Origin of the sequence: Plantactinospora veratri (assembly GCF_036421995.1) — a bacterium.
Lineage (GTDB): Bacteria > Actinomycetota > Actinomycetes > Mycobacteriales > Micromonosporaceae > Plantactinospora > Plantactinospora veratri.
Genome location: NZ_JAZGQL010000001.1, coordinates 184,499 through 209,295 on the forward strand (window position 1 = coordinate 184,499; position 24,797 = coordinate 209,295).

Genomic DNA, 24,797 nt, shown 5'->3' on the forward strand with positions numbered 1-24,797 from the left:
TTCGGCTGCTCCGGCCATCCCGGCGTCCGTCCCGTCAGCGCCGGGGGAGACAAGGAGGTCATCGTGCTGCGCACCGCACGTCTGACGATCGGCGCGTTCGCGCTCGCCGTCCTACTGACCGTCACCGCCGCACCCGCACCCGCCCAGGCCGTCGTCTGGAGTTCCAGCGACCGCTGGGGCACCTGGTCCAGCGGCGGTTACACGCTCTACAACAACATCTGGGGCTCCGGCCACGGCTCGCAGACCATCTGGGCCAACTCGCCGAGCAACTGGGGCGTCTGGGCCGACCACCCGAACACCGGCGGGATCAAGTCGTACCCGAACGCGACCCGGTACATCGGGCGCCGGGTGAGCGCCCTGGGCAACGTCACCAGCAGCTTCAACGTGACGGTACCGACCAGCGGCAGCGGCCTCGCCTACACCACGGCGTACGACATCTGGAGCAGCGACCACGCCCACGAGATCATGCTCTGGATGAACAGGTACGGGCCGGTCGGCCCGCTCGGCAGCTTCCAGGTCCGGGCCTCGGTCGGCGGGCACTCCTGGGACATCTACCGGGGTTCGAACGGGTCCAACCAGGTCTATTCGTTCATCCGGACCGGGAACACCAACTCCGGCACGGTCGACATCCGGGCCATCGCGACCTGGATCCGCGACCGTGGCTGGTTCGGTGACGTGACGATCGGGGACGTCCAGCTCGGCTACGAGATCACCTCGTCCGCCGGCGGTCGGGACTTCGTCACCAACAGCTTCTCGGTCTCCGGCTGACGCGGAGACCCCGGCTGCGCGGAAGGGACCCTCTCCGGGAGTACCCGGGAAGGGTCCCTCTGGCGCGCCTGCTCAGCGGATGCTGCCCTCGGTGGCCCGGCGCACCACCCAGCTGTTCAGCACCTGGTGGATGCTGTGCAGCATCTGGTGGATCTGGTCCAGGCGCTCTGCCTGGGCCAGTGCCGCGTACGCCTGGGAGAGCGCGATCTGCTGGTCGACGGTCAGATGTGACTGGTCGATGGTGTACAGCAGTTCGACGGTCTCGGCGATGGTGTCGGCCACGACGTCCTCCTCAGGCGGATCCGTGGAAGCGCTCCCAGCGTAACTTAACCGGTTCCCCATAGATCCATGCATGCGAATACCGACTATCCGCGATCAGCTTGCGGACGCTGGTCGTCGGGCTCCGCCGGAGCCACCCTGGCCAGGTTGGACAACACCACGTCGAGGACCCGGACCGCCTCCGGCTTGGCCAGCGGGTTGTTGCCGTTTCCGCACTTCGGGGACTGCACGCAGGACGGGCAGCCGGTCTCGCAGCCACACTCGGCGATCGCGTCCCGGGTCGCTGACAGCCACTGCGACGCCGCCCGGTACGCCCGCTCGGCGAATCCCGCACCGCCCGGGTGCCCGTCGTAGACGAAGACCGTCGGCGCCTCGGTGTCCGGATGGTTGGCCGTGGAGAGCCCGCCGATGTCCCAGCGGTCGCAGGTGGCGACCAGTGGCAGCAGCCCGATCGCGGCGTGCTCGGCCGCGTGCAGCGCGCCCGGCGCCTCGGCCGCCTCCACCCCGGCCGCCGCCAGCGACTCGGGCGAAACCGTGAACCAGACCGCGACCGTACGCAGCTCCCGGGCCGGCAGGTCCAGCGGGAAGGTGGCCAGCACCTCGCCGGAGGCGAGCCGGCGGCGCTGGTACGACACCACCTGGCTGGTCACGTCGACCTCGCCGAGGAACATCCCGACCGGCCCCGCGTCGAGGTAGGACCGGACCGAGACGACGGAGAGCGAGGTGACGTCCCGGGGATGGGTGGACCAGTCCGGCTCCTCGGCGTGCACCAGCGCGCACGCGTCGTCGAGATCCAGGGCGTCGACCACGTACGACACGCCCTGGTGCAGGTAGACCGCGCCAGGGTGGACCTGGAAGTGCGCCGACGCCGGGTCGACCGTGCCGAGCAGCCGGCCGGTGGACGACTCGACCACGTCCACCGGACTGCCGCCGGTGCCGCGCAGGTCCACCTCGGGCCGCCCGACGTGCCGCCAGTACCAGCCGGTCGGGCGGTGCCGGAGCGCGCCGCCGGCCACCAGCGCCTCGACCGCCTCCTTCGCCCCCTCGCCGAAGAGTTCCAGGTCGGCCGGGGTGAGCGGGGACTCGGCCGCCGCGCAGGCGAGCTGCGGCCCCAGCACGTACGGGTTGGCCGGGTCGAGCACGGTCGCCTCGACGGGCCGGCCGAACAGCGCCTCCGGATGGTGCACCAGATAGGTGTCCAGCGGGTCGTCCCGGGCCACCAGCACCGCCAGCGCCTCCCGGCCGGAGCGCCCGGCCCGGCCGGCCTGCTGCCAGAGTGAGGCCCGGGTGCCCGGGTAGCCGCAGATCAGCACCGCGTCCAGGCCGACCAGGTCGACGCCGAGTTCCAGCGCGCTGGTCGAGGCGAGCCCGAGCAGTTCGCCGCCGAGCAGCGCCTGCTCCAGCGAGCGGCGTTCCTCACGCAGGTAGCCCGACCGGTAGGCGGCGACCCGGGCGCCGAGGCCGGGCACCGCCTCGTCCAGCGAGCGCCGGGCGGTGGTGGCGATCACCTCGGCTCCGCGCCGGGACCGGACGAAGGCCAGCGTCCGGACGCCGGCCGCGACCGTGTCGCTGAGCAGGTCGGCGGTCTCCCGCAGCGCGGAGCGGCGTACCGGGGAGGCGTCGACCCCAGCCGGCACCTCCCCGGCGAGGCCGGCCGGCTCCGGGGCACCCGACGGCGGCGGCAGCAGCGGCGGCTCCCAGAGCGCGAAGGTCAGCCCGCCGCGCGGCGCGGTGTCCTCGGTGACCGCCGTGACCGGCAGCCCGGTCAGCCGCTCGGCCGCCGCGGCCGGGTCGCCGGAGGTCGCCGAGGCCAGCACGAAGACCGGCCCGTCCGGTGCCGGCCCGGGAGCGCCGGTCGCGCCCCGCTGTCCCGGCACCGGCCTGCGGGTACCCGGATAGCGCGCCGCCTGCCGCCGCAGCCGGCGCAGTACGTGTGCCACGTGCGACCCGAAGACGCCCCGGTAGGTGTGGCACTCGTCGACCACCACGAACGCCAGCCGGCGCAGGAAGGCGGACCACTTCGCGTGTCCGGGCAGGATGCCGTGGTGCAGCATGTCCGGGTTGGTCAGCACGAACCGGGAGTGCTGACGGATCCAGTCCCGCTCGGCGCGCGGGGTGTCGCCGTCGTAACACGCCGGTCGTACCCCGTCGAGGCCGAGCGCGGCGACGGCCCGGAGCTGGTCGGCGGCGAGTGCCTTGGTCGGGGCGAGGTAGAGCACGGTGGCCCGGGGGTCGGCCAGCAGCGTGGCCAGCGCCGGGAGCTGGTACGCGAGCGACTTTCCCGACGCGGTGCCGGTGGCGACCACCACGTGCCGGCCGGCGTACGCGTGCCCGGCCGCCTCGGCCTGGTGCCGCCACGGCGCGACCACGCCCTGCTCGGCGAGGGCGGCGCGCAGCTCTGCCGGCACCCACCCCGGCCAGTCGACCGCGGTGCCCGGCCGGGCCGGCACCCGTTCGACGTGCGTGACCGGGGTGCCGCCGGCCCCGCCCGGTGTGCGGGCGCGCAGCAGGTCCAGCAGCTCACCCGCGCCGGGGCGACCGGCCGGGCGGGAGTCCCCGCCCCCGGTCCCGGCCGATACTGTTGCTGGAAACGTCACGCCCTGCACTCTCGCACTCTCGTACGTGCGTCGGAAGGCCGGGTGGCGGCCGGCCGCCCTCGATGCGCGGCCCGCTGGTCGATGGTTAGATGCCCAGGAGCGTTCCTGGCCGGTCAGAGGAGGACTGATGGATCTGTCGCTGACGACCCGCACCATCGGTGATCACACCGTGTTGGAGGTCGGCGGCGAGGTCGACGTCTACACCGCCCCGCGGCTGCGTGAGCGTCTGGTCGAGCTGATCGACGGCGGGGCCCGGGCGATCGTGGTGGATCTGGGCCGGGTGGACTTCCTCGACTCGACCGGCCTCGGCGTGCTGGTGGGGGCGCTCAAGCGGCTGCGTCCGGTCGGCGGGACCTTCGGGCTGATCTGCGACAAGGAGCCGTTGCTCAAGATCTTCCGGATCACCGCTCTCGACCAGGTCTTTCCGATCTATCCCACCCTGGACGCCGCCACGTCGGGCGACTCCTCCGGTGCCGATGCCTGATGTCGACGGTCGACGCGTGATGTCGAGGGTCAGGCTCTCCTTCACCCCGGCCCCGGTCCACGTCCGTACCGCCCGGTTGGTCGGCGTCGCGGTGGCCCGGCGGGCCGGCGTGCCCGAGGAGCTGCTCGACGAGGTACGGCTGGCGATCGGTGAGGCCTGCGCCCGCGCGGTCGCCCTGCACCGGCAGTACGGGCTGAGCGATCTGGTGCTGGTCGAGATGTCGGACGGGCCGGCGTACACGGTCCGGGTGATCGACCGGGCGCCGATCGAGGCCGGGTTGGGGCTGGCCGCGCTGCCGCCCGACGAGTTGGCCGACGAGTCGCTGACCGACGAGGCCCTGACGGTGGGTGTCGGGTTTGCCCTGCTCGCGGGCTTTGTCGAGGACCTCCAGGTGCGCCCGGTGGACGAGGGCATCGGCACCGAGGTCCGGATGGCCTGGCCGCTCGGACGGTAGCCGTCCCCTCGCCCGCCCCCGCTCTAGCAGACCCGCGCGGCTAACACAGCGACGAAGATCATCGCGACCGGGCCGGTCCTAGTTGTGACCCTCAACACGACGGGCCGCTAGAGTACCCGGGGTTATCAGCAAGTGTGCTGGTCCCGTTCCTGTGGGTGGGGGAGCATCGCCGGTCCCGGGAGCCGTGGACCGGCGGAACGCTTGCGAGTTGGCGCTCCACGCGTGGAGACGTCGGGCCGGTTCGTCCGCCGGCCCGACGCGAGTGTTCGGTACAGGAGGACATAGATGTCCGTACATATGGCCGCCGATGGTGGCGGGCTGTCCCTCGGCGGTGAGAACCTGTCGTACGTCGTCGTCGCGGCGGTTATCGCGCTGGTGGCGCTCGGCTTCGCCGGCGCGCTGACCAAGGCGGTGCTGTCGACCGGCAAGGGCACCGACAAGATGCAGGAGATCGCCGGGGCCGTGCAGGAGGGCGCCTCGGCCTACCTGCTCCGGCAGTTCCGCACCCTCGCGATCTTCGTCGTGGTCGCGGTGATCCTGCTCTTCCTGCTGCCGGTGCACGAGACCGAGGGCAGCGAGACGCTGGTGAAGCTCGGCCGCTCCGGCTTCTTCGTGGTCGGTGCCCTGTTCAGCGCCTTCATCGGCGGCGCCGGCATGGCCCTGGCCACCCGGGCCAACCTGCGGGTCGCGGCCGCCGCCCGCGAGCACCAGGGCGGCCGGGAAGCGGCGATGCAGATCGCGTTCCGCACCGGTGGCGTCGTCGGCTTCCTCACCGTCGGCCTCGGCCTGGTCGGGGCGGCGGCGGTCGTCCTGATCTACGAGGGTGACGCGCCGACCGTGCTGGAGGGCTTCGGCTTCGGTGCCGCGCTGCTCGCCATGTTCATGCGGGTCGGCGGCGGCATCTTCACCAAGGCGGCCGACGTCGGCGCCGACCTGGTCGGCAAGGTCGAGCAGGGCATCCCGGAGGACGACCCGCGCAACGCGGCGACGATCGCCGACAACGTGGGCGACAACGTCGGTGACTGCGCCGGCATGGCGGCCGACCTGTTCGAGTCGTACGCCGTCACCCTGGTCGCCGCGCTGATCCTCGGCCGGGCCGCGTTCGGCGAGCACGGGCTGGTCTTCCCGCTGATCGTCTCCACCATCGGTGTGCTGATCGCCATCCTCGGCGTCTTCATCACCCGGCTGCGGACCGGCGACCGGTCCGGGCTCACCGCGATCAACCGGGCGTTCTACGCCTCCGCGGTGGTCTCGGCGATCCTGGTCGCGGTGATGTCCTTCGTCTACCTGCCGGCCACCTGGGCCGAGCTGCTCGGCAACGAGTGGCGCGACGCGCTCGGCCTGGCCGAGGGCGCGGCGGAGCCGATCGACCCGCGGATCCTCGCCATCGGCGCCGTCGTGATCGGCATCGTGCTGGCCGCCGCCATCCAGGCGCTGACCGGCTACTTCACCGAGACCAACCGGCGACCGGTGCAGGACATCGGCAAGTCGTCGCTGACCGGTCCGGCCACCGTGGTGCTGGCCGGGATCAGCGTCGGCCTGGAGTCGGCGGTCTACTCCGCACTGCTGATCGGCGCCGGGGTCTTCGGCGCCTTCCTGCTCGGCGGCGGCTCGCTCACGCTCTCGCTCTTCGCGGTGGCGCTGGCCGGTACCGGCCTGCTCACCACGGTCGGCGTGATCGTCGCGATGGACACCTTCGGGCCGATCTCCGACAACGCGCAGGGCATCGCGGAGATGTCCGGCGACATCGACGAGCAGGGCGCGCGTACCCTCACCGAGCTGGACGCGGTCGGCAACACCACCAAGGCGATCACCAAGGGCATCGCGATCGCCACGGCCGTGCTCGCCGCCACCGCGCTCTTCGGGTCGTACACCGACACGCTGGGCACGGCGCTGCGGGACGCGGGTTCCGACCTGTCGATCGACGCGCTGTTCAACGTGGCCAACCCGCGCAACCTGGTCGGCCTGATCATCGGTGCCGCGGTGGTCTTCCTCTTCTCCGGCCTGGCCATCAACGCGGTCTCCCGCTCGGCCGGCGCCGTGGTGATGGAGGTACGCCGGCAGTTCCGCGAGCTGCCCGGGATCATGGATTACAGCCAGCGGCCGGAGTACGGCAAGGTGGTCGACATCTGCACCCGGGACGCGCAGCGTGAACTGATCACCCCGGGGCTGCTCGCCATCCTGGCGCCGATCGCGGTCGGTTTCGGGCTCGGCCCGGGTGCGCTGGCCGCGTACCTGGCCGGTGCCATCGGGGCCGGCACCCTGATGGCGGTCTTCCTGGCCAACTCGGGCGGTGCCTGGGACAACGCCAAGAAGCTCGTCGAGGACGGCGCGTTCGGCGGCAAGGGCTCGGACGCGCACGCGGCCACGGTGATCGGTGACACGGTCGGTGACCCGTTCAAGGACACCGCCGGGCCGGCGATCAACCCGCTGATCAAGGTGATGAACCTGGTCTCCCTGCTGATCGCCCCGGCCGTGGTGGCCTGGAGCGTCGGCGAGGACAAGAACACCGCGCTGCGGATCGGGGTCGCGGTCGTCGCGGCGCTGATCATCGCCGCCGCGGTGGTCTTCAGCAAGCGCAAGCCGGTGGCCATGTCCGACGGCGACTCGGACGCCGGAGGTGCCGGCAGCGGCAGCTCCGACCAGCAGCCGGAGACGGTCAAGGTCTGAGCCAGGGCAAGTCCGGTCCGGGCCCGTCGCGTACGCGACGGGCCCGGACCCGTCCGCGCCACCGGCGCCCGCCCACCCGGCCGCCGGCCGGTCCGGCCGCTCCGACGTGCGGCGCCGCGAGCCGGCGCGGACGGTCCGGCGGGGGCGCGGAGGCGGCTCGGCCGATTACCCCCCTCGCGGAGCCGGCTCCAACCCGTACGCTGCAACGCATGCGTACCCCCCGCACGGCATCCGCCGGAAGGTTCACGGCGGCCCTGTGCACGATCGCCCTGCTCCTCGGGGGCTGCGCCGGGGGACCCACCCCGCAGGCCTGGGCCGCCGCCGTCTGTGCCGCACTGGCCCCCTGGCGGGCCGAGATCGGGACGCTGACCCGGAGCACCCAGCAGCAGATGACCGCGCAGACCAGCCCGGCGCAGGCCAAGGAGAACCTGGTTCGGCTGCTCCGGGGCGCCGAACAGGCCAGCGAGACGGCTCGACAGAAGGTGGCGGCGGCCGGCGTACCGGACACCGACAAGGGTGAGGCGGTCTCCAAGGGCTTCGTCGCCTCGCTGACCGCCGTCCGGGACGCCTACGGTCGGGCCGGCGCGGCGATCGAGGCACTCGGCACCGGGCAGCCCAGCGAGTTCTACGACGGCGTCAAGGCTGCGGTCGACACCCTCAACCAGGAGTACGACGCCAGTTCGCTCGACACCAGCGAGCTGGATTCGGTGGAGTTGAAGCGGGCCTTCGACGAGGTTCCGGAGTGTCGCTGACGCCGCCCGTCCCGCCCGTACCGGCCGAGTCGCCCGACCCGGCCGGCGCGGCCGCCGAGCCACCCGACCCGCCGCCGGAACCACCCCCGGGCGGAGCGCCCGCGGAGCCGACCGCGCTGATTCCGGCCCAGCCGGAGTCGGCCGACGGTGCGACGGGCGACTCCTCGTCGGTCGGGGTGGCGCAGGAACAGCCTGGGCCGGGTCCCGATCCGGCCGGTAGGGGACGGGAGCGGTCCGGGGCGTCCGCCGGGAGGGCCGCCGCCTCGCCGCCGGCCGTTCCGCCGGTACGGCAGCTCTCGCTCTTCGGGGTGGAGGCCGCCGATCCGTCCGTCGGTGATCTCGCCGGGCTGCTGGCCGGGCCGGGCGAGCTGGTCCGGATGGGCGGGACGGCCCGGATCACCGTCATGGTGGACGCCGCCTGGCGGGTGCACGTACTCGTCGCCGAGCTGGCCCGGCGGGGGTTGACCGCCAGTTGGCTGGGGCGGGTGGCGGAGCAGCACGGGGTGCAGACCTCCTACAGCACCCTGCTCGCCCCGCTGGCGACGAGTTGGCTGCGCGGCACGGTGAAGCGCCCGCCCGGCACCTTCTTCCTGACCGGTCCCCGGCTGCGGCTCTGGGCGGCGGCGGCCGGCACCCCGGAGCCGCTCGGCTTCCTGCTCCGGCTCGGTGCCGCCGACGAGGCGTGCTGGGAGCCGGTCGGCGCGGCGCTGGCCGCTATCGGCCTGCCGGCGGTACTGCTCGACCCGGGGGCGGGCGGTCCGGCGTACCGGATCACCGGGCGGCGTCGGCTGGCCCGGCTGGCGGAGTTGGTGGGTGACCGCCCGCCGACGGCGCCGCCGAGCCAGTGGCCGGGCGGTGTGCCGTGAGTAGTATCGATCGGGTGGCCCAGGTCACGGCTCGGAGGGATCGACCGGTGTCGTATCCCGGACAGCCGGAAGTCAGATTTGTTCGGTTAATCCGGTTACTGACCCACCGAGTGCGACGTGATCCGTCCGGTTGGTCCCGCGCAGATCGCCGGTGGGTGTACGGTGTCGCCGTCCGGCATGACCGCCCGTCCCTTGTTGTTGCACCCGGTGTCACCGCAGCGTAGCGGTGCTCTTCGCGGGCCGCGCAACTCGACGGTCGGGGAGCGCGTTACGTTGGACGTCTGGCCACCGGGCGGCCGATCCGGCCCCGGCGGCGGGCGCGGACAGGGCGGTCCGCAGGGGGAAAGATCGTGAGTGAGGTCAGGAGAGACGTGCCGAGCAACGCCAGGAGCACCCGTCTGGTCATCGTCGAGTCACCGGCGAAGGCCAAGACGATCTCGGGCTATCTCGGCCCGGGATACGTCGTCGAGGCCAGCCTGGGTCACGTCCGTGACCTGCCGCGCAACGCCGACGACGTGCCCGCCAAATACAAGGGCGAGCCGTGGGCCCGGCTCGGTGTGGACGTCGACAACGGATTCGCCGCCCTCTATGTCGTGTCGCCGGACCGCAGGCAGCAGATCAGCAAGTTGACCCGGCTGGCCAAGGAGGTGGACGAGGTCTTCCTCGCCACCGACGAGGACCGCGAGGGCGAGGCCATCGCCTGGCACCTGGTCGAGACGCTCAAGCCCAAGGTGCCGGTCAAGCGGATGGTCTTCCACGAGATCACCCGACAGGCCATCCAGGCGGCGGTGGCGAACCCGCGCGAGATCGACCGCGACCTGGTCGACGCCCAGGAGGCCCGGCGGATCCTGGACCGGCTCTACGGCTACGAGGTCTCCCCGGTGCTCTGGCGGAAGGTCCGCTCCGGACTCTCCGCCGGCCGGGTCCAGTCGGTGGCCACCCGGATCGTGGTCGAGCGGGAACGGCAGCGGATGGCGTTCCGCAGCGCCGAATACTGGGACATCCTGGCCACCCTCGCCGTGCAGGGCGCCGCCGACGGGCCGCGCAACTTCTCCGCCACCCTGGTCGCGTTGAACGGCGACCGGATCGCCACCGGCAAGGACTTCGAGCCGACCACCGGCCAGGTGAAGCCGGGCGCCGGGGTGATGCACCTCGACGAGGCGGGAGCCCGTGGCCTGGCCGCCCGCCTCGACGGGCGGCCTTTCACCGTGACCCGGGTCGACGAGAAGCCCTACCGGCGCCGGCCGTACGCGCCGTTCATCACCTCCACGCTCCAGCAGGAGGCGGCCCGGAAGCTGCGCTTCTCCTCGCAGCAGACGATGCGCACCGCCCAGCGGCTGTACGAGAACGGCTACATCACCTATATGCGTACCGACTCGGTGAACCTGTCGGAGACGGCCATCGCGGCCGCCCGCCGGCAGATCGCCGAGCTGTACGGCGAGCGGAACGTGCCGCCGGAGCCGCGCCGCTACACCGGCAAGGTCAAGAACGCCCAGGAGGCGCACGAGGCGATCCGCCCCGCCGGGGACAACTTCCGCACCCCCGGTGAGCTGGCGAACGAGCTTTCCGCCGAGGAGTTCCGGCTCTACGAGCTGATCTGGCGGCGGACCATCGCGTCCCAGATGACCGACGCGGTCGGCTCCAGCGTCTCGGTGCGGATCCGGGCGGTCTCCGGTGCGGGCGAGGAGGCCGACTTCGGCGCGACCGGCAAGACCATCACCGAGCCGGGCTTCCTGCGGGCGTACGTGGAGTCGTCGGACGACGAGAACGCCGAGGCCGAGGATGCCGAGCGGCGGCTGCCGAACCTGGTCAAGGACCAGCCGCTGACCGCCGAGGAACTGGCCGCGACCGGGCACCACACCCAGCCGCCGTCCCGCTACACGGAAGCGTCGCTGGTCAAGTCGCTGGAAGAGCTGGGCATCGGCCGTCCCTCCACGTACGCCTCGATCATGGCGACCATCCAGGACCGGGGGTACGTCTTCAAGCGCGGCCAGGCGCTGATCCCGTCCTTCCTGGCCTTCGCCGTGGTCGGCCTGCTGGAGCGGCACTACCCCCGGCTGATCGACTACAACTTCACCGCCGCGATGGAGAACGAGCTGGACGAGATCGCCGGTGGTGACCACGCGGCGGTGGACTTCCTGACCTCGTTCTACTTCGGCAGCGACAACGGCGGCGACCAGTCGGTGGCCCGGTCCGGCGGGCTGAAGAAGATGGTCACCGAGAACCTGAGCGAGATCGACGCGCGCAGTGTGAACTCGATCCCGCTGTTCCGGGACGAGGAGGGGCGCGACGTCGTGGTCCGGGTCGGCCGCTACGGCCCGTACCTGCAACGCAGCCTGCCCGGCGCGGAGCCGACGGCCCGGGACACCGGCGACGGCGGCCCGCCCGAGGACACGACTCCGGCCGGCGACCGGGCGCCGATCCCGGAGGGCGTGGCGCCGGACGAGCTGACCCCGGAGAAGGTGCACGAGCTGTTCCTCGGCGGTGGCGGGGAGCGCAAGCTCGGCGAGCACCCGGAGACCGGCGAGCCGATCGTGCTCAAGTCCGGCCGGTTCGGTCCCTACGTCGCCAGTGGCGAGCGCAAGTCGTCGCTGCTGCGCTCCCAGTCGCCGGAGTCGTTGACGATGACGGAGGCGCTGCGCCTGCTCACCCTGCCCCGGGTGGTCGGGACGGCCCCGGACGGTGCCGAGGTGCTGGCCGCGAACGGCCGCTACGGCCCGTACGTGAAGCGCGGCGACGAGTACCGTTCGCTGGAGTCGGAGGAGCAGCTCTTCACGGTCACCCTGGAGGAGGCGCTCGCCCTGCTGGCGGCGCCGAAGACCCGGCAGCGCCGGGCGGCGGCCCCGCCGCTGCGGGAGATGGGTGCGGATCCGCTGACCGAGAAGCCGCTGGTGATCAAGGATGGCCGGTTCGGGCCGTACGTCACCGACGGCGAGACCAACGCGTCGCTGCGGCGCGGCCAGACTCCGGAGGCGCTGACCCTGGAGGAGGCGTCGGAGATGCTGGCCGAGAAGCGGGCCAAGGGTCCGGCACCGCGCAAGCGGGCGGCGAAGAAGGCGACCGCGAAGAAGGCGGCGGCGAAGGCCACCGGCGGCGAGACCGCAGCCAAGAAGACGGCCGCCAAGAAGACGGCGGCGAAGAAGACCACCGCGAAGAAGACCACCGCGAAGGCGACGGCGGCGAAGAAGACCACCGCCGCCAAGAAGGCCGCCCCGCGCAAGGCCACCGCCGCCGCCGACCCGACCGACTGACCTCGCCCGCTCGTGGTCACTGGCCGGGGCGGGGGCGGCGGAAGCCGTAGGTCTGGTGTTCGCGGCGGAAGCCGAGGCCGGCGTAGAGCGCGGCGGCCGGCAGGTTGTCGGCGTCGTAGTTGACGGTCACCGTCGCCATCCCGGCTGCCCGCATCCGGTGCATCGCTGTCAGCATCACCGCCCGGGCGAGTCCGCGCCGGTGGAAGTCCCGGTGCGTGCCGACCGGCTCGAAGTGGCCGATCCGGTTGCGGGCGTCGAGCCAGTAGACGGTGAAGGCGGCGATCCGCCCGTCCGGCGCCTCCGCGACGATCTCCCGTTCCGGGGAGTAGCCGGGCCTGGTCATCACCGCCGAGCGGTAAAGCTCGCCGGTCCAGTCCGCCTCGAACGCGCGGTTGCGGGCCAGGGCGAGTCCGTCGGCGTCGGTCAGCCGGGCGGTACGCAGCACGAATCCCTCCGGCGCGACCGGCGCGTCGAGCGGGTCGGCGAGGTCCCGGACGGTGACGTCGTCCCAGGTGCGGAACCGGGTGAAGCCGAGTTCTTCGAGCAGCCGGATCCGGGTCGTGTCGCAGTCGAAGACGTCGGTCAGCACGTACGGCTCGGCGGCGTGGTCGGCGGTCATTGCCCGGGCGGTCGTCTCGTACGCCGTCCGCAGCATCGCCACCTCGGTGGCGGTGCCGCGCAGCGCCGGGGCGCAGAAGACGTCGAACGCGGCACCGAAGCGCAGGTTGATCGCCAGCCCGACGATCTCGTCTCCGGCCTCCCAGAGCTGGACCAGCTCGCCGACCGGCAGGCCCCGGAGGTTCTCGTAGATCCGGTGCGGCACCTCGCCGACGTGGTCGTATCCGCACCGGCCGGCCTCGGTGATCCAGGCCGCGACGGTCCGGGTCAGGCGGGGCAGGTCGGCGTCGGAGTAGGGCCGCAGCCGTGGCAGGTGGCTCGTCACCGGCCCTGTATACGGCATCGTCCGGGCCGGGGCCGAACGGTTTCCGCCCGGGTCAGGCCCCGAGCACCTGCTCGGTGTAGGAGTTGGCGAAGACCCGGTCCGGGTCGAGCCGGTCCCGCACGGCGAGGAAGTCGGCGAACCGAGGGTACGCCGGCCGCAGCGACTCGGCGTCCCGGTAGTGCAGCTTGCCCCAGTGCGGCCGGCCGCCCAGCCCGGTGGCGATCCGCTCGAACGCCCGGAAGTACGCCTCGGCGGGCATCCCGGCGTACTGGTGGATCGCCACGTACGCCGACTCGCGCCCGTGGCCGTGCGAGAGCCAGATGTCGTCCGGAGCGGTGAACCGGACCTCGACCGGGAAGAGCACCCGGAACGGCAGCTCCTCGATGACCCGGCGCAGCCCGGCCAGCGCCTCCGGCAGGGCGGCCCGGGGCAGGGCGTACTCCATCTCCTCGAACCGGACCCGGCGCGGGGTGCAGAAGACCCGGTCGGAGCGGGCGGTGTAGCTGCGCGCGGTGAGCGCCCGGGCGGAGACGGCGGAGATGGTCGGCACCAGGGCCGGGGCGGCCCGACCGAGCCGGCAGGCTCCGGCGAAGACGGAGTTGGCCAGGAAGTCGTCGTCCAGCCAGCTCCGGAACCGGGGGAGTGGGCGGTCGTCGACGGATACCCGGTTGTTGACCTTGACCTGCACCCGGTCGGTGTACGGGAACCAGTAGAACTCGAAGTGGTCGTTCCCGTCGACCAGTTCGGGCAGCTCGGCGAGGACCTCGGACAGCGGTGCCGGGCGCTCGTCGGCGCGGAGTACGAAGGCGTCGACGCAGTTCAGGGTCACCTCGGTGAGCACGCCGAGGGCGCCGAGCCCGACCCGGGCCGCCGCGAAGACGTCGGGGTTCCGGTCGGCGGAACACTCCAGCACCTCGCCGGTGCCGGTGACCAGGGTCAGCCCGGCGACGAAGGTGGAGAGGCAGCCGTAGCCGGCGCCGGTGCCGTGGGTACCGGTGGAGATCGCCCCGGCGATCGTCTGCGCGTCGATGTCGCCGAGATTGGCCAGGGCCAAATCGTGTCCGGCGAGCACCTCGTTGAGCGCGTGCAGGGTGATCCCAGCCGGTACGGTGATCAGCCGATGGCCGGGATCGACCCGGACCGGTCCGGCCAGCGCGGTGAGATCGACCCGCTGGTCGTCGGGGCGGGCGATCGCGGTGAACGAGTGGCCGCTGCCGACCGGCTTGATCCGCCGGCCGGCAGCCCGGGCGGCCCGAACCGTGGCGACGATCTCGTCCACGGTCGACGGTCGCAGCGCGTCGCCGGTGGCGCGCTGGTTGCCGGCCCAGTTCGACCAGGAGGAGGCGGCTCCGGGTGGTGCGGTACGTCCGCTCATCTGACCTCCGCCGGCTCTGACCAGGTCGCCAATGGATAAATATGAATTAGACTCACGTCAAGGTGTACCAGGGCGAGTAAATCAGGATCGTCACGGCGAGTAAATACCGATATCCGTTCGGCTCGTTAGTCCGGATAGCGTTTCGAAACCGTGACGCCTAGTAACCTTCACCCCGTCGAAAGGGAGTGGCGACGAGTGTCCACGTCAACCGCCACATCCGGTCCACTGCGCCGCGTACCGGTGCAGGGCCGCAGCGTCGCCCGGGTCCAGCGCATGCTCGACGCCTGTGCCGAGATAGTCGACGAGGTCGGCTACGAGGGGCTGACGACGACCCTGCTCGCCGAGCGCGCCGGAGTGGCCATCGGGTCGGTGTACCAGTTCTTCCCGGACAAGCGAGCGATCGTGCAGGCGCTGACCCTGCGAAACATGGAGGCGTACCTGGAGCGGCTCAGCGACCGCTTCTCGCGGGGCGACCTGACCCACTGGTGGGACGGGGTCGACGCCGCGATCGACGAGTACATCACCATGCACCGCAGGGTGCCCGGCTTCCGTACCCTGCACTTCGGTGACGTCGTCGACGTGCACCTGCTGGACGAGGACCGGGACAACAACGGCGTCATCGCCGAGCAGTTGGCCCGGGTGCTGGTCGAGCAGTTCGGCACCGCCGACGCACCCCGGCTGCGCTTCGCGCTGGAGATCGCGGTCGAGGCGGCCGACGCGTTGATCAAACTGGCCTTCCGGCGCGATCCGGAGGGCGACGAGAAGGTGCTGACCGAGGCGACCGCGCTGATCCGGGAGTACCTGCACCGGCACGTCGACGCCGCGCCCGCGGCCGGCTAGCGGGCCGCAAGCCCGTCCGCGGCCGGCCCGGTGCACGCTCAGAGGAAGGCCCGGCCCTCGCCGCGATAGGTCGGCACCGTGCCCACGACCCGGTCCGACTCCACCAGGTGCAGTTCTCCGACATGTTCGGCCAGCTCGCCGGCCTTGGCGTGCCGGAACCAGACCCGGTCACCGACCCGCAGCGACTCGGCGGCGGCACCGGTCACCGGGGTCTGCACCTCCCCGGCGCCCTCGGTGCCGGTCAGCCGCAGACCTGGCGGCAGCCACGGGGTGGGCAACCGGGTCGGGTCGGCCGGCCCGGACGCCACCCAACCACCGCCGAGCAGGGTCACCATCCTGGCGGCGGGACGGCGGACCACCGACAGCGCGAAGAACGCCGCCGGTCGGGGCCGCCAGCTCCGGTAGGCGTCGAAGAGCGTCGGCCCGTACAGGCCCGACCCGGCGGTGATCTCGGTTACCGCCGGGTCCGCCGCGGTCAGCGCGATGCTGCCGGTGCCGCCGCCGTTGACGAACTCCAGGTCGGCGTGCTCGCGTACCGCCGCGACCGCCGCCGCGCGGCGCTGCACCAACTCCCGGTACGACCGCCGTTGCAGCAGCCGGATGGTGGCACCGCGGACGGCCTGCCGGGGCGGTGCGTCGCCGAGCCCGGCGATCTGTGCCTCGTACGCCATCAGGCCGACCAGCCGGAAGCCCGGCCGCTGCGCGATCGTGCCGGCCAGGGTGCCGGCCTCGTCCGCCGAGTGCACGGGTGAGCGGCGGATGCCGATGTGCAGCCGGCCGCCGAAGGTGTCGGCCAGCGGGCGCCAGGACGCGTCCAGGTCGAGGCAGGTCCGGAGTTCCGCCCGGCTGCCGGCGGCCGCGACCGCGTCGACCAGGTCGAGTTGGGCGGAACTGTCCACCATCAGACAGATCTTGGCGGCCAGGTCCGGGTCGGCGGCGAGCTGGGCCAGCGCCTGCCGGTCGGCGGTCGGGTAGCCGAGCAGGACGTCGTCGGTCACGCCGCTGCGTACCAGCCAGATCGCCTCGGCCAGGGTGTACGTCATCACGCCGCCCCAGCCGGGTCCGGCCAGCGCCCGGCCGAGCAGGGCTTGGCAGCGCAGCGACTTGCTGGCGATCCGCAGCGGCTTGCCGCCGGCCTGGCCGGTCAGCGCGCGGGCGTTGGCGTCGAACGCGTCGAGGTCGACCACGGCGAAGGGGGGTTCGAGATGCGCCGTCGCCCGGTCCAGGCGTCGACGCAGCTGGTCGCGTTCGGTGGCCATTCGAGCACGCTAACCCCCGGAGCGATAATGCGAAACTCTCTCGTGTCTCCCGGCGTGGCGTGGCCCGCCCGTAGGAACGCGAGCCGGACCGTCCGAAGACTCGCGAGCGACCCCTAGGCTCCGGCTCCGGGGAATGTCGGGGTCGGGGCTGATCCGTACCGCGATTAGAGTGTGGTCGGGGGAGCCCAGCCATGGGCCGGGGCGCGGAGGGGTACGGCCATCGACGACAACGACAGGAGCGCGGAGCGCACAGCGCAGTCGCCGCCCGGTACACCCACGCCACCCGCCGCCGCCAGCCCGGTCGACCGGACCGGCTACCAGGCGCTCCGCTCGGTCATGCGGATCCGCCCGTTCCGCCGGCTCTGGCTGGTGCTCGGCGCCGCCTCGTTCGGCGACTGGCTCGGCCTGCTGGCCACCTCGATCTTCGCGTCCAGCCAGGTCACCGGCGACACGGCGAAGGGGCTCGCGTTCGGTGCCGTGATCGCGGTCCGGCTGCTCCCGGCCCTGCTGCTCGGCCCGGTCGCCGGAGTACTCGCCGACCGGTTCGACCGGCGCCTCACCATGGTCATCTGCGATCTGCTGCGGTTCGTGCTCTTCGCCTCGATCCCGCTCGCCGCCCTGCTGGACGTCGGCGGTGGACTGGTGGTCGGCTGGGCGGCGGTCGCCACCTTCCTGATCGAGGCGATCACCCTGATCTGGATCCCGGCCAAGGAGGCCGCGGTCCCGAACCTGATCCCCCGGTCCCGGCTGGAGATGGCCAACCAGCTCACGCTGATCACCACGTACGGGGTCACCCCGGTGCTGGCCGCGGTCAGCATCGCCGTACTGGACCGGAGCATCCGGGCGGCCTCCAGCGGTCCGCCGCCCGGCTGGGCCGACCCGACCCAGTTGGCTCTCTACTTCAACTCGCTGAGCCGGTTGGCCACCGCGCTGGTGGTCTTCTTCGGCATCCGGGAGATCAGCGGTCGCAGCGGTCGCCGGGAGAGCATCGAGAAGGTCGAACAGAGCGTGCTGCGCCAGTTCGTCGACGGCTGGCGGTTCATCGGCAAGACCCCGCTGGTCCGTGGCCTGGTGCTCGGCATCTTCGGCGCCTTCGCCGGTGGCGGCGTGGTGATCGGCACCGCGAACTTCTTCACCAAGTCGCTGGCCGCCGGTGACGCGGCCTTCTACCTGCTCTTCGGCTCGATCTTCCTCGGCCTCTCCCTCGGCATCGGGCTCGGGCCGATGATCGTCCGGGAGATGTCCCGGCGCCGCTGGTTCGGCATGAGCATCGTGCTGGCCAGCGCCTCGGTGCTGGTGCTGGCCGGTTCCATCCACCTCTCCATGGCGATCCTCGGCGCGGTACTGGTCGGCGCGGGCGCCGGGATGGCCTTCCTCTCCGGTACCACCCTGCTCGGCGGGGAGATCGCCGACGAGGTACGCGGCCGGGTCTTCGCCGTGGTGCAGACCGGGACCCGGCTGGTGCTGATCCTGGCCATCTCGGTGAGCAGCCTGCTGGTCGGCGTCGGCGGCTCCCGGCAACTGCGCATCGCCGATCTCGGCATCTCGGTCTCCTCGACCCGACTGCTGCTGCTGGTCGCCGGAGCGGCCGGCATCCTCACCGGGATCAAGGCGTTCCGCCAGATGGACGACAAGCCGGGCGTACCGGTGCTCTCCGACCTCTGGGGCTCGATCCGGGGGCGTCCGCTCTTCCCGGCCGAGCCGTTCGCCTCGGCCGGAGCCTTCGTGGTCTTCGAAGGCGGCGAGGGCGCCGGCAAGTCGACCCAGGTGGCCAAGCTGGCCGAGGCGCTGCGCCGGCAGCACCACGAGGTGGTGGTGACCCGGGAGCCGGGCGCGACCGGGGTCGGGGAGCAGATCCGTGGCCTCGTGCTCGGCGGGACCAGCGGTCCGGGCGCGCTCGCCCCCCGGGCGGAGGCGTTGCTCTACGCCGCCGACCGGGCACACCACGTCGCCACGGTGGTCCGCCCGGCGCTGGCCCGGGGCGCGGTGGTGATCAGCGACCGGTACGTCGACTCGTCCCTCGCCTACCAGGGGGCCGGCCGGACCCTGCCGGTCGACGAGATCTCCTGGCTCTCCTCCTGGGCCACCGGCGGCCTCAAGCCCGACCTGGTGGTACTGCTCGACATCGAGCCCCGGACCGGGCTGGCCCGGGTGACCGCCCGGGGTGGTGACCCCGACGTGGTGGAAACCGAGTCGATGGACTTCCACGACCGGGTCCGGTACGCCTTCCTCGACCTGGCCGCCGCCGACCCCAAGCGCTACCTGGTGCTCGACGCCTCCCGCCCGGCCGACGAACTGGCGGCGGCGGTGGCCGAGCGGGTTACCGGGATGCTCGCCGACCCGGACACGAACGGCCATCCGGAACCGGCGAGCCCGCCGGACACCTCGGCCCGACCGGAGTTATCCGACGCCGAGCAGCGGGCGCTGGCGGAATCGCGGGCCGAGGCCGAGACCGAGACCGGGTCGCGCGCCCGACCGGACCTGCCGGTCGCCACCGGGTCGGGCCGGGTCGGCCCGGGCCAGGTCGGTCCGGACCGCACCGGTGACACGACCGGCGGCTTCGAACTCGAACGGCGTACCTGATGCCGGAGGTCTTCGCCGACCTGGTGGGCCAGCCCGAGGCGGTCGACCTGCTCCGCCGGGCCGTCGCCGCAGCGGAGGCGGTCCGGGCCGCCGCGACCGCCGAGGCGGTCTCCGCCGACCGCACCGACCCGGCTGATCCAGCGGTCGGGGGCGACCGGGCCGCCGGTACCGTGGACCCGGCCGGCGCCGGAAGCGCGATGACGCACGCCTGGATCTTCACCGGTCCACCCGGCTCCGGGCGGTCGGTCGCGGCCCGGGCGTTCGCGGCGGCCCTGCAATGTCACCGGGGCACCGGCTGCGGCGAGTGCGCCGGCTGCCACACGACGCTCGCCGGGACCCACGCCGACGTACGGTTCGTGGTGCCCGAGGGGCTCTCCATCGGGGTCGGCGAGATGCGGGCCCTGGTGCTGCGGGCGGCCAGCACGCCGAGCGGGGGACGCTGGCAGGTACTCGTCATCGAAGACGCCGACCGGCTCACCGAGGCGGCCGGCAACGCGCTGCTCAAGGCGATCGAGGAGCCGCCGCCGCGTACCGTCTTCCTGCTCTGCACCCCCTCGACGCACCCGGACGACATCTCGGTGACCATCCGTTCCCGGTGCCGGGTGGTGACCCTGCGCCAGCCGCCGGCCGAGGCGGTGGCCGCCGTACTCCGGGACCGGGACGGCATCGCGTCCGACGTGGCGGCCTGGGCGGCAGCGGCGGCCCAGGGGCACGTCGGCCGGGCCCGCCGGCTGGCCCGGGACCCGGAGGCGCGCAAGCGGCGGGAGGCCGTGCTGGCCCTGCCGCGCAAACTGACCGGCGTCGGTGCCTGCTTCGACGCCGCCTCCGCGTTGATCGAGGCGGCCGAGGCCGAGGCGGCGGCAGCGGTCGCCGAGGCCGACGCGACCGAGCGGGCCGCGCTGGAGACCGCGCTCGGCGCCGGGGGGACCGGGCGGGGCGCGGCGGGCGCGATCCGGGGCGCCGCCGGGCAGCTCAAGGACCTCGAACGCCGGCAGAAGTCCCGGGCCACCCGGGCCCAGCGGGACGCGCTGGACCGGGCCCTGGTCGACCTGGCCGGGTTCTACCGGGACGTACTCACCGTCTCGCTGCGCGCCCCGGTCCAGCCGGTGCACACCGACGTGGCCGGGATCGCCAGCTCGGCCGCCGGGAAGTGGAGCGCCGAGGGCACCCTGCGCCGGCTGGAGGCGGTACTCGGCTGCCGTACGGCGATCGAGACCAACGTCAAGCCACGGATCGCCGTCGAGGCGATGATGCTCGCCCTCTGGCGCGGCTGAGCGGCGTCCCCGCGACCGGGCGCCGAGTCGCCGTACCGCTGGGAGTTCCGTCCTGATCAGGGAGATCTTGGGGCGAAGGGTTCCCTTCGGGCGGGTCGCCCGGTACGGTTCGGTGCCGTAACGCAGCGAAGGTGGCACGCTCGGTGAGCCGATCGGTGCGGTCTCGCCTCGTGCGTCGGGAGTCGGGAAGCGGGCATCGGGAAGCGGGAGGGACCTGCCGGTGACGCGGGAGATCGACCAGTCCTGGGTCGAGGAGGCGATCGAGCGCTATCGGCGCATCGAGGCGCTACAGGCGGAGTTCGACGAGGCGATCCGGCGGGTGCAGGTCACCGTCCGCTCCCCGGACGGGATGGTCGAGCTGGTCGTCACCGCGGACGGATCAGTCGACGACCTGCGGTTCGTCGGCACACCGCAGGTCCGTACCGGCCCGGACCTGGCCCGGTCGGTCCGGGCCGCCATCACGGCCGCCGACGACGCCGCCCGGTGGGCCCGGGAGAAGCTCTACACCGAGACGTTCGGCGAGTACCGCCGGCTGACGGAGGCCTGAGTGGACCGCCTACGGGACCTCGCCCGCCAGCTCGACACCGCCGCTGGGGACCTCGCCGGCCTCGCCCGCCGACTGCCGTACGCCGGGCCGGGCGGTGGTGCCTTCGGCGCCGACGGGCCGGGGCGGCTCGGCGAGATCGGTGCGACCCTGCACCGGCAGTGGTCCGCCGCACTCGACAACCGGGCCCGGGAACTGCTGGCCACGGCGGAGCGGCTCACCGACACCGGTACCGCGCTGCGGGTCGCCGAGACGGCGTACGCCGACAGCGACACGGCGGCGTACCGCCGACGGCCGGCGGAGGCGTGATGGACGTACTCGACCAGCTCGCCGAGCCCGCCGTCGCGCTCTCCGGGCGGGTCGACGACCTCCTCGCCGCCGCCGGTGCGCCGGACCGGCACCGGATCTGGCCGCTGCTGCGCCGACTCCGGGTGCTCCCCGGTGACGCCGTGCGGGCGGTGCTCGGGCTGCGGCCCGGGGCGCTGGCCGACGCCGCCGAGGTGAACGCGGAACTGCGCAGGGCCTGCCACGAGGCCGGGGCGGTGCTGGCCGACGGCGGCTCGTGGCAGGGCCCGGCCGCCGAGGCGTACGCGGCACACCGCACTGCGCTGGCGGGCCAGCTGACCGGCCTGGCGGGCCGGGCGGACGCCACGGCGGCGTACGCCGAGGCGGTCGCCGGGTGGATCGCCGAGAGCCGGTACGCGCTGGCCCGTACCCTCGCCGACGTGCTCGGCTCGGCGGAGGCGGTGGCCGTGACGACGGCCCGGACCGGCGGGAGTGGGTTGACCCCGTCCGGCCTCGCGTCGGGAGGGCTGCCGGTCGAGTCCGCCGCCGCCGAGATCGGCGCCCGGATCCTGGCCACGGTCGCCGAGGCGTACGACCGGGCGGAGGCGCTGCCCCGGCGGTGGGCGGCGGAGCTGGACCTTCTCGACCATCGCTCCCCGGAGTCCCCCGCGCTACGCGTCGACGGCGGCCGGATCGTCCTCTGACCATCGGGGCCCGACCGGCCCGCCGCTGACCTCCCGGGCCCGGGACGAGGTTCAGCGGATGGCCGGATCCGTCGTAGGGTGAGCGCATGGGCATGCTGTGCGCGGTCAGCTTCAACCGTTACGGCCGCCTCTACTACCTCGACCCGGGCGAGCTGCGGCCGGCGGTCGGCGACCGGGTGCTGGTCCCGACCGACGAGGGGACCGAGGTGGCGGAGTGCGTCTGGGCCGCGCAGTGGGTGTCCGAGGACACCAGCGGCTTTCCCCGGCTGGCCGGGCTGGCGGGCGAGGAGGACCTGCGCCGCGACGAGATGCTGCGCAAGCGGAAGGCCGAGGCGAAGGTCGCCGCGAAGCGGCTGATCCGGGAGCACGGGCTCCCGATGAAGGTGGTCGCCGTCGACCACGTCGTCGAGTCGGCGCCGAGCGGGGGGTCGAACAGTTCCCGCACCACCATCTACTTCACCGCGCCACACCGGGTCGACTTCCGGTCGCTGGTCCGCGACCTGGGCGCGACCCTGCACTGCCGGGTCGAGCTGCGCCAGCTCTCTGCCCGGGACTCGGCGCGGGTGCAGGGCGGCATCGGCTCCTGCGGGCGTGACCTCTGCTGCGCCACCTTCCTGACCGACTTCGAGCCGGTGACCATCCGGATGGCCAAGGACCAGGAACTGCCGCTCAACCCGCTGCGCATCTCCGGCGCCTGCGGCCGACTGATGTGTTGTTTGAAGTACGAACATCCCCTGTACCAGAACTTCCAGGCGTCGGCACCGGCGGTCGGCTCCCGGGTCTCCACTCCGGAGGGTCCAGGTCGGGTGGTCGCGCACAGCGTGCCGCGCGACTCCGTGGTGGTCCGGATGGACGCCGACGGGTCGCGCTGCTCGTGCAGCCGCGCCTCGGTCTGCGGCCCGCGCAAGGCCCACGACGAGCACTACGCCGGCTGAGCCGGCTGCCAGCCCCCTGCCCCGCCCTGTCCCGTCCCGGCTGTCGGTCCGGGTCAGCGGAGCGTGAACGGCGGTTCGGCGAGCCGGACCGGCAGCGGTCGGCCCGGCGTCAGCCAGGCCGCGTCCGGGGCGTCGGCCGGCTCGGGCCGCCAGCGCCGGCAGATCCTGTCGACCGCGACCGGATAGCCGGTGAGGGTACCGTCGGCGGCGATGTGCAGCCGGAGGAAGCACTTGGCGTCCTCGATGCCCTGGCCGGCGAAGAGTTCGTTGAGGTTGACCCCGAACGAGCCGGCGACCAGCAGATAGAGCGCGGTGAGCTGGGTGGCCACCAGCCCGGCGATCGGACCGTAGACCACCGCCGCGGCGACCACCGGCAGCGGCCATGGCCAGGCGTGGAAGAGGAACTGGAGCCAGATCCAGCTGCCTGCGGCGGCGAGCCCGATGTGCGCGAAGCCGTGACAGAGCCCGAGGATCCAGTGCCGGGCGTGTCGTTTGCGGCTGGCGCTGGGCGGCTGGGCGAAGAAGACCGCGCCGGCCAGCGTGACGATCAGCATGACGGCCAGCGGAATGCTGAACAGCCGCTGGGCCGTCGCCTCCGAACGCGGGGCCACCACGCCGATCATGGCCAGCATCAGCAGCGTGTGCAACCCGCCGAGCAGGGTGGCGAAGCCCGGGTTGCGCAGCGGTAGCCGGCCGAAGATGCCCCAGCCGTACCGGCGGGAGCGGGCGGCGTCCGGATAGCGGCCGGCCAGCTCGTACGACTGGCTGGTGCTGGCCCGGCGTACCAGGGTGTCCTTCGGGGGCACCTCGATGCGGCCGGGCAGCTTGTGGGTGGGATAGAGGTAGGCGCCGCCGCCACCGCAGGTGACCAGGTCACGGTCCGGTCCGGTGTACCGGGCGTAGTGGTGCAGGTCGCCGGAGAGCAGCAGTCGCACCCGGGCGCCGGTCGGGGCGATCACGGTACGGATGAAGTAGTCGATGGTGTCGTACTCGTGGGGCTTGTCGACGGCCTTGACCCAGCTCGGTTCCGGCACCGCGATGATCACCCGGGACTCGGCGGTGAGCCGCTGCGCCGCCTCCTCGAAGTAGCGCAGTTGCGGGTCGTCGAGATACACCCCGGACTGCCCGTCCAGCCCGAAGAGCCACCAGTCGGACGGCAGCTCGACGGCGAAGTAGGAGCGGCTCTGCGGGGTACGCCAGCCGCCGACGTTGTCGTCCCGGGAGCGGACGAAGAGCCGGAGGAAGGCGGTGAGGCCGTCGTACCAGTCGTGGTTGCCGGGGACGGCGTAGAGCGCCGGGGCCGGGCCGTCGGCCGGCGGCTGCGGCAGGGCCGCCTGGTAGGGGCCCTTGCACCGGTTCTCGTACGCCTCGCCGCTGGCCGTCGGATAGACCTGGTCGCCGCCCATCAGCAGCATCTGGCCGCGCGGCAGCCGGTGCCCGTCGACCTCCAACTCGGGGCGGGTGAGCAGGTAGGCGACCGAGTAGGTGGCGTTGAACCCGTCGCCCAGGTCGGCGACGAAGTCCAGCCACAGGTCGCCGTCCGGGCCGATCTGCCGGGTCACCGTGCCGGGCAGCGAGTTCTGCAACTCCCGCTTGTCCAGGTAGGCGCCGAAGAGCGCCGCCAGCAGGGTGCGCAGCCCGGTGCTGACCAGCAGCAGCGGCGCCAGCCAGGGCACCGGGCGCTGTGGGGTGAAGCCGAGTTCGCGCGGATCGAGGCTGCCCGGTCGGGGTGGGGCCGCCGGCTGCGCCGGGATCGGCGGCGCCTGGTGATCGGTCATCGATGGCAGCCTAGTCGGGGCGTCGCCCGGACCACTGTCCGCCTGCCGACCGATCCGGACGGCGCACCGGGTCACCGGGGCGGCGCCCGACTGTCTGCCCGGGCACACCGTCGGAAACCCCCGAGCCGGGTCGGCGCCCGGTGTCGTACACTTGCC

Annotated in this window: 20 protein-coding genes; 14 read left to right on the forward strand and 6 right to left on the reverse strand. The window is 73.0% G+C overall.

Annotated elements, in window-relative coordinates:
* Positions 1-63 precede the first annotated feature (63 nt).
* Positions 64-768 carry a GH12 family glycosyl hydrolase domain-containing protein gene (locus V1634_RS00810; RefSeq protein ID WP_331205774.1) on the forward strand — a complete coding sequence of 235 codons (705 nt, stop codon included), beginning with the start codon at positions 64-66 and terminating at the stop codon, positions 766-768.
* Positions 769-840: 72 nt separating this feature from the next.
* On the opposite strand, the gene V1634_RS00815 is transcribed toward V1634_RS00810, so the two are convergent.
* Together V1634_RS00815 and V1634_RS00820 are read right to left on the reverse strand one after the other, a co-directional pair.
* Positions 841-1,050: a hypothetical protein gene (locus V1634_RS00815; protein WP_331205775.1), complete on the reverse strand. Its 210-nt coding sequence runs from the start codon at positions 1,048-1,050 to the stop codon at positions 841-843.
* Between the two features lie 83 nt (positions 1,051-1,133).
* On the reverse strand, positions 1,134-3,566 hold the full coding sequence (locus V1634_RS00820; protein WP_331206093.1) for a DEAD/DEAH box helicase: 2,433 nt from the start codon (positions 3,564-3,566) through the stop codon (positions 1,134-1,136).
* Between the two features lie 205 nt (positions 3,567-3,771).
* On the opposite strand from V1634_RS00820, the gene V1634_RS00825 reads away from it, so the two are divergent.
* The 6 genes from V1634_RS00825 (at position 3,772) to topA (ending at position 12,121) form a co-directional block, all read left to right on the forward strand.
* A complete protein-coding gene (locus V1634_RS00825) occupies positions 3,772-4,128 on the forward strand; it encodes an STAS domain-containing protein (RefSeq protein WP_331205776.1) in 357 nt (118 codons plus the stop codon).
* A 16-nt stretch (positions 4,129-4,144) separates the two neighbouring features.
* Positions 4,145-4,582, forward strand: coding sequence for an ATP-binding protein (locus tag V1634_RS00830; protein ID WP_101368439.1), 438 nt, complete (start codon positions 4,145-4,147; stop codon positions 4,580-4,582).
* 285 nt (positions 4,583-4,867) lie between these two features.
* The gene (locus V1634_RS00835; protein WP_331205777.1) at positions 4,868-7,252 is read left to right on the forward strand and encodes a sodium-translocating pyrophosphatase; all 2,385 of its coding nucleotides are present in this window, start codon (positions 4,868-4,870) and stop codon (positions 7,250-7,252) included.
* 209 nt (positions 7,253-7,461) lie between these two features.
* Positions 7,462-8,004: a hypothetical protein gene (locus tag V1634_RS00840; protein WP_331205778.1), complete on the forward strand. Its 543-nt coding sequence runs from the start codon at positions 7,462-7,464 to the stop codon at positions 8,002-8,004.
* 176 nt (positions 8,005-8,180) lie between these two features.
* Positions 8,181-8,870 carry a hypothetical protein gene (locus V1634_RS00845; protein ID WP_407951699.1) on the forward strand — a complete coding sequence of 230 codons (690 nt, stop codon included), beginning with the start codon at positions 8,181-8,183 and terminating at the stop codon, positions 8,868-8,870.
* 371 nt (positions 8,871-9,241) lie between these two features.
* On the forward strand, positions 9,242-12,121 hold the full coding sequence (gene topA / locus V1634_RS00850; RefSeq protein WP_331206095.1) for a type I DNA topoisomerase: 2,880 nt from the start codon (positions 9,242-9,244) through the stop codon (positions 12,119-12,121).
* A gap of 16 nt (positions 12,122-12,137) precedes the next feature.
* Here the strand turns inward: topA and V1634_RS00855 are convergent, their stop codons facing one another.
* Together V1634_RS00855 and V1634_RS00860 are read right to left on the reverse strand one after the other, a co-directional pair.
* Positions 12,138-13,064, reverse strand: a complete 927-nt coding sequence (locus V1634_RS00855; protein ID WP_331205779.1) for a GNAT family N-acetyltransferase — start codon at positions 13,062-13,064, stop codon at positions 12,138-12,140.
* A 52-nt stretch (positions 13,065-13,116) separates the two neighbouring features.
* The gene (locus tag V1634_RS00860) at positions 13,117-14,439 is read right to left on the reverse strand and encodes a D-arabinono-1,4-lactone oxidase (protein WP_331205780.1); all 1,323 of its coding nucleotides are present in this window, start codon (positions 14,437-14,439) and stop codon (positions 13,117-13,119) included.
* A gap of 195 nt (positions 14,440-14,634) precedes the next feature.
* Here V1634_RS00860 and V1634_RS00865 point away from each other — a divergent pair, with 195 nt between their 5' ends.
* Positions 14,635-15,279, forward strand: coding sequence for a TetR family transcriptional regulator (locus tag V1634_RS00865; RefSeq protein ID WP_234361468.1), 645 nt, complete (start codon positions 14,635-14,637; stop codon positions 15,277-15,279).
* A 38-nt stretch (positions 15,280-15,317) separates the two neighbouring features.
* On the opposite strand, the gene V1634_RS00870 is transcribed toward V1634_RS00865, so the two are convergent.
* On the reverse strand, positions 15,318-16,538 hold the full coding sequence (locus V1634_RS00870; RefSeq protein WP_331205781.1) for an amino acid deaminase/aldolase: 1,221 nt from the start codon (positions 16,536-16,538) through the stop codon (positions 15,318-15,320).
* A gap of 369 nt (positions 16,539-16,907) precedes the next feature.
* On the opposite strand from V1634_RS00870, the gene tmk reads away from it, so the two are divergent.
* The 6 genes from tmk (at position 16,908) to V1634_RS00900 (ending at position 22,863) form a co-directional block, all read left to right on the forward strand.
* Entirely contained in the window at positions 16,908-19,121 is a 2,214-nt protein-coding gene (gene tmk, locus V1634_RS00875; RefSeq protein WP_407951700.1) for a dTMP kinase, read from the forward strand.
* On the forward strand, positions 19,121-20,395 hold the full coding sequence (locus tag V1634_RS00880; protein ID WP_331205782.1) for a DNA polymerase III subunit delta': 1,275 nt from the start codon (positions 19,121-19,123) through the stop codon (positions 20,393-20,395). Before tmk ends, V1634_RS00880 begins: the two co-directional genes overlap by 1 nt.
* Before the next feature lie 220 nt (positions 20,396-20,615).
* The gene (locus V1634_RS00885) at positions 20,616-20,942 is read left to right on the forward strand and encodes a YbaB/EbfC family nucleoid-associated protein (RefSeq protein WP_331205783.1); all 327 of its coding nucleotides are present in this window, start codon (positions 20,616-20,618) and stop codon (positions 20,940-20,942) included.
* The gene (locus V1634_RS00890) at positions 20,943-21,248 is read left to right on the forward strand and encodes a hypothetical protein (protein ID WP_331205784.1); all 306 of its coding nucleotides are present in this window, start codon (positions 20,943-20,945) and stop codon (positions 21,246-21,248) included. It begins immediately after the preceding gene.
* Positions 21,248-21,928 (forward strand): hypothetical protein, encoded by a 681-nt coding sequence (locus tag V1634_RS00895; protein WP_331205785.1) that lies wholly within the window; start codon positions 21,248-21,250, stop codon positions 21,926-21,928. Before V1634_RS00890 ends, V1634_RS00895 begins: the two co-directional genes overlap by 1 nt.
* 86 nt (positions 21,929-22,014) lie before the next feature.
* Positions 22,015-22,863, forward strand: coding sequence for a PSP1 domain-containing protein (locus V1634_RS00900; RefSeq protein WP_331205786.1), 849 nt, complete (start codon positions 22,015-22,017; stop codon positions 22,861-22,863).
* Positions 22,864-22,916: 53 nt separating this feature from the next.
* On the opposite strand, the gene V1634_RS00905 is transcribed toward V1634_RS00900, so the two are convergent.
* Positions 22,917-24,641: a metallophosphoesterase family protein gene (locus V1634_RS00905; RefSeq protein WP_331205787.1), complete on the reverse strand. Its 1,725-nt coding sequence runs from the start codon at positions 24,639-24,641 to the stop codon at positions 22,917-22,919.
* Positions 24,642-24,797 lie beyond the last annotated feature (156 nt).